This window comes from Ruminococcus sp. RTP21358st1_G6_RTP21358_211008 (genome assembly GCF_040908885.1).
GTDB classification, from domain to species: domain Bacteria; phylum Bacillota; class Clostridia; order Lachnospirales; family Lachnospiraceae; genus Blautia_A; species Blautia_A faecis.
The window spans coordinates 78,167-91,692 of record NZ_JBDGDM010000002.1; the positions used below are offsets into that span (position 1 = coordinate 78,167).

General features: G+C 44.3%; 11 protein-coding genes and 2 pseudogenes. 7 read left to right on the plus strand and 6 right to left on the minus strand.

Annotated elements, in window-relative coordinates:
• Positions 1–3 precede the first annotated feature (3 nt).
• Positions 4–78, minus strand: a pseudogene (locus tag AB5Z12_RS01160) (DUF6783 domain-containing protein); the annotation flags it as partial.
• Between AB5Z12_RS01160 and AB5Z12_RS01165 the strand changes: the two are divergent.
• Positions 43–168, plus strand: coding sequence for a hypothetical protein (locus tag AB5Z12_RS01165; protein WP_368356999.1), 126 nt, complete (start codon positions 43–45; stop codon positions 166–168). The pseudogene AB5Z12_RS01160 and the gene AB5Z12_RS01165 overlap by 36 nt on opposite strands.
• On the opposite strand, the gene AB5Z12_RS01170 is transcribed toward AB5Z12_RS01165, so the two are convergent.
• The 3 genes from AB5Z12_RS01170 to AB5Z12_RS01180 form a co-directional block, all read right to left on the minus strand.
• Positions 146–1,078: an AEC family transporter gene (locus tag AB5Z12_RS01170; RefSeq protein ID WP_173717774.1), complete on the minus strand. Its 933-nt coding sequence runs from the start codon at positions 1,076–1,078 to the stop codon at positions 146–148. The genes AB5Z12_RS01165 and AB5Z12_RS01170 overlap by 23 nt on opposite strands.
• A 133-nt stretch (positions 1,079–1,211) precedes the next feature.
• Positions 1,212–1,469, minus strand: coding sequence for a hypothetical protein (locus AB5Z12_RS01175; RefSeq protein ID WP_148462016.1), 258 nt, complete (start codon positions 1,467–1,469; stop codon positions 1,212–1,214).
• A 1-nt stretch (position 1,470) separates the two neighbouring features.
• A complete protein-coding gene (locus AB5Z12_RS01180; protein ID WP_368356988.1) occupies positions 1,471–1,710 on the minus strand; it encodes a DUF6783 domain-containing protein in 240 nt (79 codons plus the stop codon).
• Between AB5Z12_RS01180 and AB5Z12_RS01185 the strand changes: the two are divergent.
• Positions 1,660–1,806, plus strand: a pseudogene (locus AB5Z12_RS01185) (DUF6783 domain-containing protein); the annotation flags it as partial. The gene AB5Z12_RS01180 and the pseudogene AB5Z12_RS01185 sit on opposite strands and share 51 nt — an antisense overlap.
• A 13-nt stretch (positions 1,807–1,819) precedes the next feature.
• Here AB5Z12_RS01185 and AB5Z12_RS01190 read toward each other — a convergent pair.
• Positions 1,820–1,945, minus strand: a complete 126-nt coding sequence (locus AB5Z12_RS01190) for a hypothetical protein (protein ID WP_368356989.1) — start codon at positions 1,943–1,945, stop codon at positions 1,820–1,822.
• A gap of 103 nt (positions 1,946–2,048) precedes the next feature.
• Between AB5Z12_RS01190 and AB5Z12_RS01195 the strand changes: the two genes are divergently transcribed.
• The 5 genes from AB5Z12_RS01195 to nrdG all read left to right on the plus strand — a co-directional run bounded on the left by AB5Z12_RS01195 (position 2,049) and on the right by nrdG (position 8,527).
• Positions 2,049–3,278, plus strand: a complete 1,230-nt coding sequence (locus AB5Z12_RS01195) for an ABC transporter substrate-binding protein (protein WP_226840958.1) — start codon at positions 2,049–2,051, stop codon at positions 3,276–3,278.
• 147 nt (positions 3,279–3,425) lie between these two features.
• A complete protein-coding gene (locus AB5Z12_RS01200; RefSeq protein ID WP_227200503.1) occupies positions 3,426–4,304 on the plus strand; it encodes a carbohydrate ABC transporter permease in 879 nt (292 codons plus the stop codon).
• A 1-nt stretch (position 4,305) separates the two neighbouring features.
• A complete protein-coding gene (locus tag AB5Z12_RS01205; protein ID WP_118578072.1) occupies positions 4,306–5,169 on the plus strand; it encodes a carbohydrate ABC transporter permease in 864 nt (287 codons plus the stop codon).
• Positions 5,170–5,601: 432 nt separating this feature from the next.
• Entirely contained in the window at positions 5,602–7,791 is a 2,190-nt protein-coding gene (gene nrdD, locus AB5Z12_RS01210; protein ID WP_118578071.1) for an anaerobic ribonucleoside-triphosphate reductase, read from the plus strand.
• A 226-nt stretch (positions 7,792–8,017) separates the two neighbouring features.
• Positions 8,018–8,527, plus strand: a complete 510-nt coding sequence (nrdG, locus tag AB5Z12_RS01215; RefSeq protein ID WP_227199024.1) for an anaerobic ribonucleoside-triphosphate reductase activating protein — start codon at positions 8,018–8,020, stop codon at positions 8,525–8,527.
• 112 nt (positions 8,528–8,639) lie between these two features.
• Here the strand turns inward: nrdG and AB5Z12_RS01220 are convergent, their stop codons facing one another.
• Entirely contained in the window at positions 8,640–13,442 is a 4,803-nt protein-coding gene (locus AB5Z12_RS01220) for a hypothetical protein (protein WP_368356990.1), read from the minus strand.
• Between the last annotated feature and the right edge of the window lie 84 nt (positions 13,443–13,526).

Genomic DNA, 13,526 nt, shown 5'->3' on the forward strand with positions numbered 1-13,526 from the left:
CAGACACGCTCTGGAACGTGTCGAAAAAATCATTCCCGCAATCTGCACGCCCCACTTTGCGGTATATTTTCCCCGAATCCAACAAAAAAAGAAAGCTGCAGAACAATATCAGAAATGATACTGTCTGAAGCTTTCTTTTTCTGCATCAATAAACTACAAATGCCATGACCACATACACCAGTATGGATATCAGGCAATACAGAGAATTGGTGGTGGAAACATAAGCGCTTCCATCCTCACTCTTCAGGAAGGTCTGCATACTGAATGTGGCTGGAGCGGACATGTAGCTGATCACTGCAAGGTTCAAAAGCAGATGATCCCCCACTATGTAATGTATTGCCAGCAGCACTCCCCCGATCATGACTGCCTGAAGAAGAATACGAAGTACAATGGTCCTGATACATGGGGAAAGAAGTTTCTTATCAAATTCAATGCTGAATCCTACCACCAGCAGAATAACTGAGGTTATGGAAGTGGTGAGAATGTTCTCCACACTTGTATAGGTACCTGCAAACGGTCCGGCAAGAAGCTTCTGCACCACACCGGTAAGTCCGGCAATGATTCCCAGCACACTTGCAATAAACGCCGGTGTACGTATTGCACTGGAAAACAGTTTTCCCGGATCGATCTTTTCCCCGTTTTCCACCTGTCCGAGCATTCCCATATAGACACTAAAGCCAAACAGAAGACCTGCAATATCCAGCACAGCGATCTGGGAAAGATTCTCCGCTCCGCAAAGGCTGGTATATAAAGGATAGGCCATGGAACCGCCTTCGTATACACTGACCATAAAGGGCAGATATTTCTGGTAACGCTCTGCCGGCATAAGCGGGCGGAGTAAAAAACCGATGCTAAAGGAAACAACCAGCATTACAAACATGATTCCAACCAGAATTCCGGTTTCTTTATTATATTCTGACGTAGCAAGGGCATGGAAAATTGCCACAGGAAGCATGATCTGGGTCACCAGAAGCTTCATATTGTTAATTCCATTCTGATCCAGCAGTTTCAGCCGCTTGCAGGCCATGCCCAGAAGGATCATCACCAGTACGGGCAAAATAATTTCCAATACTTTCATTTTATGCACGCTTTCTATATATTTCTTAATGTTGTATTTTGGTATTTCTTAATCCAGACTCTTCCTGATTTCTTACCTTACAGGATATTTCGTATGGCAAACTCTTCTGCCAGAGCGTGTCTGAATAGTTCTTTTATTCATCAAAATCGGTCTCAAATACTCCCTCAGGCGTACGCATGGTAAGAACCCCGAGATTAAAATCATCATCCATTACCGTGATATGATACTCAAAGATTACATCATCCTCAAACTTGGACAACAGAATATAGCTTCCGTTCTCTTTCCCCTCGATCTGGTCGCAGATATCATCATACACATCTGCACCGGAAATCTCACGCGGATAACCGGAAGCTTTGATTTTTTTCTCAATTGCAGCGTATAATTCTTCCATTTTATGTTCTGCAGCAGTACATGCCATCAGGGCTTACCCTCTCAGTTCTTTTTGACTGCCGCATACTCCTTTCCTGAATTTCTTCGATTAAATATGATTGTATAATATCCGCACCTGAAATGTCAAACCACATTTTAACCAAATCCTTCTTACCTGTCACGAACCAGAGCGTGTTTGAAAAAAACTTTCTACAAAATCTCCCACAAAGTGGGACGTGCAGATTGCGGGAATGATTTTTCAAACACGTTCTGGTTATCGTAATTTCTTCGTGATCAAAGAAATCCTAATTTGTATGATTTCGTACCATACTTCTCGTTTTTTGTATATTTTTTTATAACTCATCTGTTATTTTATTCTACTCTCTGCATTTCTCCCATGGCTTTTGTGGTTTTTTGTTTTTTCTTTTGTGTATTTCGTTGTGTTTTTCTTTGTTTTTCATCTTTTTCATTGTTTTTTTCACTAATTTCTGTTGACATTTGACTGTTTTTGTTGTATGCTTTTTTACAGAGAGGCACTCCATTTGGTACAAGGATGTATCTATGGAATGCCTCAACTCGTATCTAAAGGGAGGTAATACTTATGAAAATGAAACAGGTTTTAGCAACAGGCGCAGCTTTATCAATGGCCCTCTCCATGACTCCGGTCACCGCATCCGCCGCAGACAAAGTGGACATAAACGTCATTGCTGCACAGTATGGCCAGCAGACTGCTGACTGGTGGGCGAACTTCGTGACAGAATTTAATGAGGCAAACCCGGACATTAACCTGAACGTAGAAGTTGTTTCCTGGAACGACATCTACACCGTAGTAAATACCCGTATCGCCAATGGCGAAGCTCCTGATGTCCTGAATATCGATGTATTCGCAGATTATCAGGCAGATGATCTCCTTCTTCCTATCCAGGACGTTGTTTCTGAAGAGACCTACAGCAAGATGTACGATGCATTCCTTGCACAGTCTGAAGTAGACGGAACTGTATGGGCTATCCCTGATCTTGCATCTGCACGTGCTATGTACTATAACAAAGACATCCTTGATGCAGCAGGCGTAGAAGTTCCTACTACATGGGATGAACTGAAAGCTGCATGTGAAGCTCTTAAGGCTTATGACGACAGCATTTATCCATGGGGTATCGATATGACTACTGACGAAGGTCAGGCAGCATTCGCATACTACACCTGGAACAACGGCGGCGGATTTGTTGACGATGAAGGTAACTGGACACTGAACAGTGAGCAGAACGTTGAAGCAATCCAGTACGCAATCGATCTTGTAAATTCCGGTTACACAAACACCGATCCTGCTAACGATACCCGTTATGATCTGCAGGATATGTTCGGCGCTGGCAAAGTAGCTATGCTCATCGCACCGAACAGCTTACCTACCTACATTGCTACAGGCGGAAATGAAGTAAACTACGGCGTTGCTTCCATTCCTTCCAATACAGGCGAGTCTGTATCTGCAGGTGTTATGGACCGCTTCATGTGCTTCGATAACGACTACTCAGATGATGAGAAGGCTGCTATCTCCACATTCTTTGATTATTTCTATGATGATGCCCGTTATACAGAGTGGGTTGACATGGAGGGATTCCTTCCGGCAACAAAGACCGGCGGCGAGGCTCTCGCAGCAGCTAACGAAGATATGGCAAGCTGGATTGATATCTTAGACAGCTGTAAATTCTATCCAACAGCGAAAGCAGAATGGGCAGATGTAAAACAGGGCGTTATCAACGTAGAGCAGAATGCTCTTCTTGGCGGCGACGTTCAGGAATTACTGGATGACCTTCAGGCAGAAATCGCAGGCTGATCTTAATCCACTGTTTTTCCCATTACGAGGAAGATAATGGGCCGGACTTACAGGTCCGGTCCATTTTTAAGTTTGCGTAGCAAACGCCGCTTCTTGTGCTTGTCAGCGCAGCGTCAACGTTATTTTTATAAAAAGAGAGGTATCCCTGTGAAGAAAAAATTCAAAAAAGTGGAACCATATATATGGATCCTGCCAAGTGTCCTTCTCATGGCAATTTTCATCCTGGTTCCTATTATCTTTGTATTCCGTATGGCCTTAAGCGACGTCAGCAAAGCTGGTCTGATCAAAGGCTTCGCCGGATTGGAAAATTTCCGCAAGGTAACAAGCAGCCCTGTTTTTGCCATGGTGCTGAAAAACACCCTTGTGTGGACCGTTGCTGTAGTCGGCATCTCCACACTCCTTGGATTTATCCTTGCGATCCTCCTCAACAATGAATTTAAAGGCCGTAAGCTTGCACGTGCCGTTGTTGTTTTCCCATGGGCTACAACCCTGATCGTTCAGGCGAGCATCTGGAAATTCATCATCGACACAGATTATGGTACCTTAAATACACTGTTGATGAAGCTTGGTATTATTGACCACGCTGTGAACTGGACTCCTACTGCCGGTGCTTATTTCGCCTGGGAAATTGCCTGCGGTATTTTTGTTACCATTCCATTTGTAACCTTTACCGTACTTTCCGGTCTGCAGAGTATTGATGCCAGCTATTATGAGGCAGCAGCCGTAGACGGAGCCAGCTACTGGCAGAAAATGTTCCAGATCACCATCCCGCTGGTACGTCCGAATCTTACCATCAGTACCATCCTGAACATTATCTACGTATTTAACTCTTTTCCGATCATATGGACCATAACCAAGGGTGACCCTGCCAACCGTACCGACACCCTGGTTACCTATCTGTACAAACTGGCCTTCTACAACGGCAAACAGGGACAGGCAGCAGCCGTATCTGTTATCGGCTTCCTGATCCTTCTTTTCTGCGCCAGCCTGTACATGGTTTCCGTACTGAAGAAAGGAGACGAATAATATGGCAAACACCAATGCTTCAGTTAAGAAAAAAAATACCAGAAACACAGTTTTGCGTGTATTGCTCTATGTAGTGATTATCGCCATCTGTCTGATAACTTTATACCCATATTTTGTAACTGTATGTACTGCTCTCAAAAGCCGTGCGGAAATCTTTTCCATGAATGGAACTATTTTCCCAGTTGAGGCCATCTGGTCCAACTTCACAGACGTATGGAAGCTGGCTCCCATGAGCAATTACATGATGAACTCCATTGTGATCGCAGGAGGCTCCACTCTTCTGGCTATGGTCTGCGGTATTCCAGCTGCTTATGCCCTGTCCAGAATGAAATTCAAAGGCCAGACTGCTTTTCTGGGATTTGTTATTGTCTCCCAGATGTTCGCACCGGTTGTACTTCTCATCGGTATCTACAAGGTTATGATGGCGTTCCATCTTACCAACAGCATTATCGGCTTGATCTTTATCAACGCAGCATTTAACCAGGCATTTGCTATCTGGCTGCTCCGCGGTACTTTCCTGAGCATCTCCCCTGAGATGGAGCAGGCTGCCACTATTGACGGCTGTAACCGCGTACATGCCCTTTTAAGGATCCTTCTGCCTGTTGCTGCACCTGGTATCGTTACAGCGCTTATTTTCGTATTTATCAACGCCTGGAACGAATATACAGTGGCACTGACACTGATCTCTACCGATACCTTCAAGCCTCTCACCGTTGGTATCAACATTTTCAACGGTTATAATATGATCGAGTGGCAGTATCTGTTTGCTGCTTCCCTCTATGCAATCGTTCCAGTTGTAATTCTGTTCGTCGGAATCGAAAAAAATCTGGTTGGAGGACTCACTTCTGGTGGTGTCAAGGGTTGATTTTTATTTTTTTCCAAGTATAATAGAGAAAGATGCGGACGCGAGAAAGGGTTGCCCAGGGCAGCCCTTTGTTCATGCCCCGTAACTATTCAGAAGGCAGTATTCCGCCAGGTGTTTTTGTGAACATTGTTCACAGCTGCGGCGCGAAATCATACAAAGCATGTTACTGGTCATCCAGTAACTGTTTTATTGTGTACGGTAAAATTTCACATACGGAATAACCCCGATGATTCCGCACATTTCAGGAACTCTATACAGGAGATCACCGAATGATTCTTCTGTCCTGCTGACGAAAATTCAGCACATTTCACAGATTTTTAAAATCAATGGTTTTGACCTTGACTTTTCTGTAGAATACTGTAATATTGATAGTGCACAACATCTAGTATGTAATTAAAGATTTAAACACAATATATGGAGGGATTTGAAAGAATGAGTACCGAGGTCAATGCAAACGTCATTAAACGAAATGGCGTGGAAGTTATTTTTGATAAGGCGAAGATCATCAACGCCGTTGAAAAAGCGAATGAGGAGGTTTCCAAGCTTCACAGGCTGAGTCATTACCAGATCACAGCGCTTGCTGATATGATTGCCACCCGTGCCCTTGAATCCTCCCACGCTGTCAATGTGGAAGATATTCAGGATATGGTAGAGACCGGCATTATGGAGATGCGCGGTTATGAAGTTGCACAGAAGTATGTGCGCTATCGCTACAAGAGAGAGCTTACCCGCAAGTCCAATACCACAGACGACAGCATCCTTGCTCTTCTTGACCAGATTAATGAGAATGCCAAGCAGGAGAACTCCAATAAGAACCCTACTATTAACTCTACCCAGCGTGATTACATGGCAGGCGAGGTCAGCAAGGATCTGACCATGCGTGTTCTACTTCCTGAGGAGATCGTAAAGGCTCACGACGAGGGAATCATTCATTTCCATGATTCCGATTACTACGCACAGCGTGAGCACAACTGTGACCTGATCAATCTGCAGGATATGCTCCAGAATGGCACGGTTATCAGCCAGACACTAATTGAGAAGCCTCACAGCTTCTTTACCGCATGTAACGTTACCACACAGATCGTTGCACAGGTAGCCAGCAATCAGTACGGCGGACAGTCTTTCTCTCTCGCCCATCTGGCTCCTTTTGTAGACATCAGCCGCCAGAAGATCCGCAACAAGGTAATCGAGGAACGTAAGGCCTGTGGTGAGCCTCTTGATGATGAGATCATCCAGAAGGTATCGGAACGCAGACTGAAGGATGAGATCCAGAGTGGTATCCAGACGATCCAGTACCAGCTGATCACTCTTATGACCTGCAACGGACAGGCACCATTTGTAACGATTTTCATGTATCTCGATGAAGTTCCAGAGGGACGCACCCGTGATGACCTTGCACTGATCATCGAGGAAGTTATGAAGCAGCGTATGCAGGGTGTTAAGAACGAGCGTGGTGCGTGGATCACACCTGCATTCCCGAAGCTGATCTACGTGCTGGATGAGGATAATATCCACGAGGATTCCAAATACTGGTACCTCACAGAGCTTGCAGCGAAATGTACTGCCAAGCGTATGGTTCCGGATTACATCTCAGCCAAGATCATGCGCCAGTTAAAAAATGGCAATGTTTACACCTGCATGGGATGCCGTTCTTTCCTTACCGTTGAGGAGAAGCAGAAGAACCCGGACGGTTCTTACAAGTTCTACGGCCGTTTTAACCAGGGTGTTGTTACCATTAACCTTGTAGATGTAGCCTGCTCCTCAGACGGCGATTTTGATAAATTCTGGGAGATTCTGGAGGAGCGCCTGGAGCTTTGCCACAGAGCACTCCGCTGCAGACATGAGCGTCTTCTTGGCACAGTTTCCGATGTTGCCCCGATCCTGTGGCAGTATGGTGCTCTTGCACGGCTTAAGAAGGGTGAGACCATTGACAAGCTTCTTTATGACGGCTATTCTACGATCTCACTTGGATATGCAGGTCTCCATGAGATGTGCATGAGAATGTACGGAAAGCCTCATACAGACCCTGAGGTTCGTCCGTTTGCGCTGAAGGTTATGCAGCGCCTTAATGACAAATGTGCCCAGTGGAAGGCAGCTGAGAACATCAGCTACTCTGTATATGGCACTCCGATGGAATCCACCACATACAAGTTTTCCAAATGTCTTCAGAAGCGTTTTGGCATCATTCCAGGAGTTACGGATAAGAATTATATTACAAACAGCTATCACGTTCACGTTACTGAGGAGATTGACGCATTCTCCAAGCTGAAATTCGAATCTGAATTCCAGAAGCTTTCTCCAGGAGGAGCCATCAGCTACGTGGAAGTTCCGAATATGAAGCAGAATATCCCGGCAGTTCTCTCTGTTATGAAGTTTATCTATGATAACATCATGTATGCAGAGCTGAATACCAAGAGTGATTTCTGTGATGTCTGCGGATATGACGGAGAGATCCAGATCAAAGAAGACGAGAACGGCAAGCTGATCTGGGAATGCCCGAACTGCGGTAACCGCAATCAGGACAAGATGAGCGTTGCCAGAAGAACCTGCGGATACATCGGTACCCAGTTCTGGAACCAGGGACGTACCCAGGAGATCAAGGATCGTGTATTACATCTGTAACAAGTAATGGTTCCCGGGTTTTCTACGTTTACAGAACCTTATATAACGTTACCACTGAACAATAACACTCCGGACAGTTTTCTGAATTTCATAATTTTGATTTCTGTCCGGATTTTTTTTGCATAATGGTATTTTACTATGAAAGTCCTGAATCTTGTTTGAAAAAGGCTTTCTGCAAGATGTGTGCATTTGATTATCAGGCACAGGAGGAAAAGAGGAATCAGTTATGAACTACGGAAACATTAAATCCTACGACATTGCAGACGGCACAGGCGTGCGTGTAAGCCTGTTCGTATCCGGCTGCAGGCACCACTGTAAGGGCTGTTTTAACGCACCTACGTGGGATTTTAACTACGGTAAGCCATTTACCCAGGAGACACAGGATAAGATCCTGGAGCTGCTTGCTCCTTCTTATATAGAGGGTTTCTCCTTACTTGGAGGAGAGCCATTTGAGCCAGAGAACCAGCCTGTGCTGGCAGAGCTTCTTGAAGAGATCAGGCGTACCTTTCCGGATAAATCCATCTGGTGTTACAGTGGATATCTTTTTGACAAAGATATGGTTCCCGGAGGTAAGGTCTACACGCCTTTTACAGACCGGATGCTCTCCTGCATCGACGTTCTGGTAGACGGAGAGTTTATCCAGGAATTGAAAAACCTCTCCCTTCAGTTCAGAGGGAGCAGCAATCAGCGGATTCTGCATTTAAAGGATGGTAAGCTTATTAAAGAAGGCCTGTGATACGGGTCTTCTTTTCTTATATCTGCATTCAAATAGTTACATAAGTTTTTACATCCGGGTAGTCAAAAATCCCCCTCCTATCTGACAGGAGGGGGATTTTATTACACTTTATTTATTTTGCTTTCGCATATTTCGGTGTGCTGTAAGAAGAATAGATTGGAACACCTGCTTCGTTGTTTCCAACGGCGCGTACTTTGTAATAATACTTGGTTCCAGCCTTCTTGGAGCTCTTGTCAACGTATTTCACTGTGGAGCCTTTTGTAATAGTTCCTACCAGTTTATATCCGGAACCTTTCTTAGTGGAACGGTATACCTGATATCCGGTAGCTCCTGTTACTTTCTTCCAGCTGACAGTGATCTTGCCCTTTGTTGCTTTCGCTTTTGGACTGGTTGGCTTCGCGATCTTTGCTGCGGAAACCATAGCACTTGCAGATTTGCTTGCACCGCTTGTGTATGTTTCATCAGCAGAATCCTTGTACTCATAGGACTTGCCATTCTTGTAAGCAACTACATAATAGTAATATTTTACTCCTGCTTTCGGTCCCTTGTACTCTGTGCTTGTTGCACCATTATAGGTGTACTTGATCTCGCGATCTGTAATAGTCGTTTCCTTCAGTTCACTAACAAATTTATATCCGCTGACTGTTGTGGAATCAACAACATAATTCGGAACGGCTGCACTGGAACCGTAATTATAGCTGTAAGAATTGCTGTCTTTGTTATATCTGTTCCAGGAAGAGGTGGTTCTGTATACACGATAATAATCAGCACCTGCTACCGGATTCCATGTTACAGTAATACTTCCATCTGCTTTGTTTGCAACCGCTTTTACATTGCCAGGAGTTGCTATAACAGGGATAACTGTTGCGCTGATTTCATTGCTGTATTCCTGTCCTTTGTATGCACGTACACGATAGGTTGTTTCCGTATCTGCTGCCGGGAATGTAATGGAAGATGTGGAAGCTTTCAGTGTCTTATAGGTTTCCCATGCACCAGTCTCTTCATTTCTCTTCTCAACCAGATAACCCTTTCCGGCATATACCGGCTGCCAGCTTAACTTCACCTTACCGTTTGCATAAGAAATTCTGTTAACAGTAGTCATCTCGAAGCTAAGATTTGCATATACACCTTCATCAATGTAATACTTGCTGTTTCCTACAGTTTTGTAAGCTCTTACAAGATAGTAATAATCCATACCGCTCTGAAGCTTCTTATCTGTATAACTGGAAGCCTTTGCACTTGTAGTCTTGATCAGTTTATACTTAGCAAAATTGTTGGCCATGCCAGCTGCTACAGTATCTCCAATAGAAGATCCTTCACATCTGTAAATCTCATATCCCTTAGCACCTTTGATCTTGGTCCAGGACAGTTTTACAGAAGTTGTGCTCTTAGGTGTTGCTTTCAGTTTCAGCGCACCGCCCCAGGTAGTAACCTTATTATAAGCCCATGCTCCATAAGTGGTCTTGCCTGTTTCGGAATCATAATAATATGGTCTTACTCTGTAAGTATAGGTGGTATCTGCTTTCAGTTTGGTGTTCTTATAAACGCTGTCTGTAGTTTTGGCAATTGTTTTATATTTCTTGCCATTCTTTCTCTGGATCTGATAGCCGGTGAGCCAGCCTTCGCTTCCGCTTTCAGCGCTCATCCTTAAGGTAACGGTCTTAGCTGTGATAACATTTGTTACAGATATATTCGGCATACCAGCGTTAAATGATGCTGTATTTGTGTATGCACTGTATTTCTGTGCAAGTGTAGCTGCCTTATCATTTTTTACACGGGCACGCACATAATAGGTCTTGCCTGGTGTAAGTGATTCAAAGTAAAGTGTTGCCTTATTGTTCTCACCAGAAATACAATCTGTAACCTTGTAATCATTTACAAATTCAGGTGATTCAGAATACCAGAATTCTACATCTTCTTCTTTTCTTACAGTTCCGTCATAGGAGAATACATAACCATCCGGTGTTTTCTCAACCAGCTTCAGGTTACTGATCGCTGAAGTAGCTTTGGAAACATTGACAGTTACTACATTGGAAGGAGTACCGTATTTCTTGTTTCCGCTCTTGTCTTTTACATAAGCGACAACTCTTACATAGGTTGCTCCTTCTTTTAATAAGGATTTACTCAATGTAAGTGCATCATCATCCTCATAGTACTCATCTTCATCTTCATCATAGTAACCACTGGAAGAAGCTGTTACCCAATCCTCTTCGGAAGGCTGTGCCTTATCTGTGTACTGGAGCTCATAAGAGTCGCCATCTTCCAGAACAGCATCAAAACGGAATTCGAAGCTGTTTTCAGATTCTTTATACATCTCTAAGCCAGTTACATTCTTAGGTGCCTTTTCTGCATCTGTAGTGAAGGAGACTGCTGCAGGTTTCAGTTTTGCAACCTCTTCCTCTTCCGGTCTGTCTGCACTGCTCACTGCACGAACATAATAGGTTTTTCCTGCTTCCAGATTACTGTTGTTTTTGCTGATCTTCAGTTTCGCAGAACCAGCTGAGCCATCATAATAGAAGCGGCTCCAGTCACTTGCCATAGTTGCAGTGGTAAATTCTGTGCCTGTTGCGATCTGATACCATACGCTGTCTAAATCAACCTTTGCACTGTATGTGAAATAATAGTAATTGTCGTCAGCTTTCACATACTGAAGATCTGTGATCGGCTGAAGAGCATCTACTGTAAATGCAGCGGACGGTGCTGACCAGTCGCCTTCTACGGTCTTTGTGACTTTCTTTCCGTCTGTATCAACGGTATAAGTGCGTACTGCACGTACCTGGAAAGTATAGGATTCTCCAGGAGCCATTGCCTTGATCGGATCGCCATTCTCATCTCTTACACGGTCAAATGAAACCTTAGGATCTGTTGTATATGTATACAGATCTTCATCTTTAAGCTCTGACAGGGAAACACTTGGGAAATTACCGCGTCCGACGCTGTAGTAGGTCTTATCAACTGTTCCATCATCCTTCAGAGAAGCCGTTCTTACATATTCACGGCCGGCAGAATCTTTTACAAGGATTTCATAGCGGTTTACATTGTCAAGTGCGTTCCAACGCAAGGTTGGCTCACTATCCTCTGTGTTTACGTTTACTCCGGAAACAGTTGCAGGCTTCTCATTGGTACCTGCATCTGAAGCGGTTACTTTGTATGCAAATGCATTGGACCAGTCTCCGTATACTTCCTTGCCATCCTCTCCGCTCTTAACGGCACGAACAGAAAGATTATAGGTCTTTCCGTTTTCAAATGCATAAACAGGCTGACCGGTAGCCGGGTAAATAACAGGTTCCAGAACTCCGTCTACGCTTGTATAAGTTTTATAATCAGACTCATCAAATGAATATCTGGTGCCGCTTACTCTGGTATATCTGCCACTCTTCCGATCGGATGCCAGTGACTCAAAGTACTCGCGACCAGCTTCGTCTGTGATCTTAATCTCATAGCTGTCTGCATTCTTATCCGGATTCCAGTTAAGAACATAAGAAGAAGCTGTTACGCCGGAGATTTTCTTCAGGCTTGTATCTGCTGCTTTATAAGTTACTGTGTAAGCGTCAGACCATTCACCTTCCTGCTTCTTGCTTTCACCATTCTCATATCTGTAATTGATTCCGCGGACACGGATGGTATAGGTTTTACCTCTTTCAAATTTGAACTCTCCGTAGGTTCTTCCTAAATAGAAGTTTGGATAGGAATAATTGGAATCTGTTGTAAAGGCAACTTTTCCATCTACTTCAACTTCGTACTGGGATACATATGTATTCTGGATACGGTTCCAGCTTACATATTCATATTCATCGTTGTATTTGAAATTACCGGTCTTCTCTGGTACAAGATTTCCGCTGTCGTCTGCTTCTACAACCAGCTCATTGGACCAGTCGCCTACCTTCTTCTCGTCGCCGGAGCCTGTATATGCACGGACTTTAACGGTATATTTCTTGCCTTTCTGGAAAGCACCGATATATTTTCCGTCTGCATCAGAAGCGACTTCATAAAGACCTGTGGTGTCGTTCTTTTTAAGCAGATAACCGTAATTCTCATGGAAATAGAGCCAGTTACCTGAAGTAGTTACATAGGAGGGTTCCTTTGCTCCGTATGCATAAGAATAATATTCATTTCCAGCTTCATCCTTAATGGAAACCTCAAGGTTCTGGTTCTCGCCGGATACCTGGATCTGATTCTTTCTTTCAGCTGCATAAATTGTCACGCTCTTCGGCTCAGCGACCTTCTTTGCGTAGGTATAATCTACAGCATCAGACCATTCACCATATGCAACAGTTCCATCTGCACTGTTACGGTTTACGGCGCGAACGGAAACTTTGTATGTCTTGCCATTCTCAAGACCTGCAATATATCCGTCTTTACCATCTGGTTTGTATACAAGGTTTCCTTCTGCGTCAACCTTGAACGGCTGCATGGTAAGATCTGTAAGTCTATAGCTTAAGTCGACAGTGGACGGATAACCGGTCTCTGGCTCGCTTGCATCATAAGAGTAGCGGTAAGTGTACTCTCCGTCTGTTACACGGATCTGGTATTCATCTGCCTTCTGATCCGCATACCAGGTAAGAACATTCTTATCCTCCTCATCAAATGCAACATGTCCGATCTTGCCAGGTGCCTCTGCATCAAAAGCAGCAACATCATCGGTGCTTCCGCTCTCTGCTGCGTCTGCAACTGCCTCGCTGTCACCGAAGCCATCCTCTGTAACAGCTGCCACTGCGGCTTCATCTCCGAAGCCATCTGCCTCTACAGCAGCTTCCTCTGTGGTGTCCGCTTCCGCTGCCGGAGACTCAGATACGAAATCTCCTCCATCTGTAAAATCTGACGCCAGAAGTGGTGTCGGTGCGGAAGTTGCGGTCATTGCCGCTGCAATTGCAATGGCAACAGACTTATTGAGTGTTTTCAAATCTTTCTTCATACATTTCCCTCCATGAATTAAATTTATTGAAATTGATCAATAAGTAGTATGGGGAAATTATAGCGTATTACTCCGTTTTAGGCA

Bases quoted from the DNA above. Each gene is read 5' to 3' on its own strand.
- AB5Z12_RS01170 (WP_173717774.1), bottom strand. From the start codon at position 1,078: ATGAAAGTATTGGAAATTATTTTGCCCGTACTGGTGATGATCCTTCTG.
- AB5Z12_RS01175 (WP_148462016.1), bottom strand. From the start codon at position 1,469: ATGGAAGAATTATACGCTGCAATTGAGAAAAAAATCAAAGCTTCCGGT.
- AB5Z12_RS01190 (WP_368356989.1), bottom strand. From the start codon at position 1,945: ATGTCAACAGAAATTAGTGAAAAAAACAATGAAAAAGATGAAAAACAA.
- AB5Z12_RS01195 (WP_226840958.1), top strand. From the start codon at position 2,049: ATGAAAATGAAACAGGTTTTAGCAACAGGCGCAGCTTTATCAATGGCC.
- AB5Z12_RS01205 (WP_118578072.1), top strand. From the start codon at position 4,306: ATGGCAAACACCAATGCTTCAGTTAAGAAAAAAAATACCAGAAACACA.
- nrdD (WP_118578071.1), top strand. From the start codon at position 5,602: ATGAGTACCGAGGTCAATGCAAACGTCATTAAACGAAATGGCGTGGAA.
- nrdG (WP_227199024.1), top strand. From the start codon at position 8,018: ATGAACTACGGAAACATTAAATCCTACGACATTGCAGACGGCACAGGC.
- AB5Z12_RS01220 (WP_368356990.1), bottom strand. From the start codon at position 13,442: ATGAAGAAAGATTTGAAAACACTCAATAAGTCTGTTGCCATTGCAATT.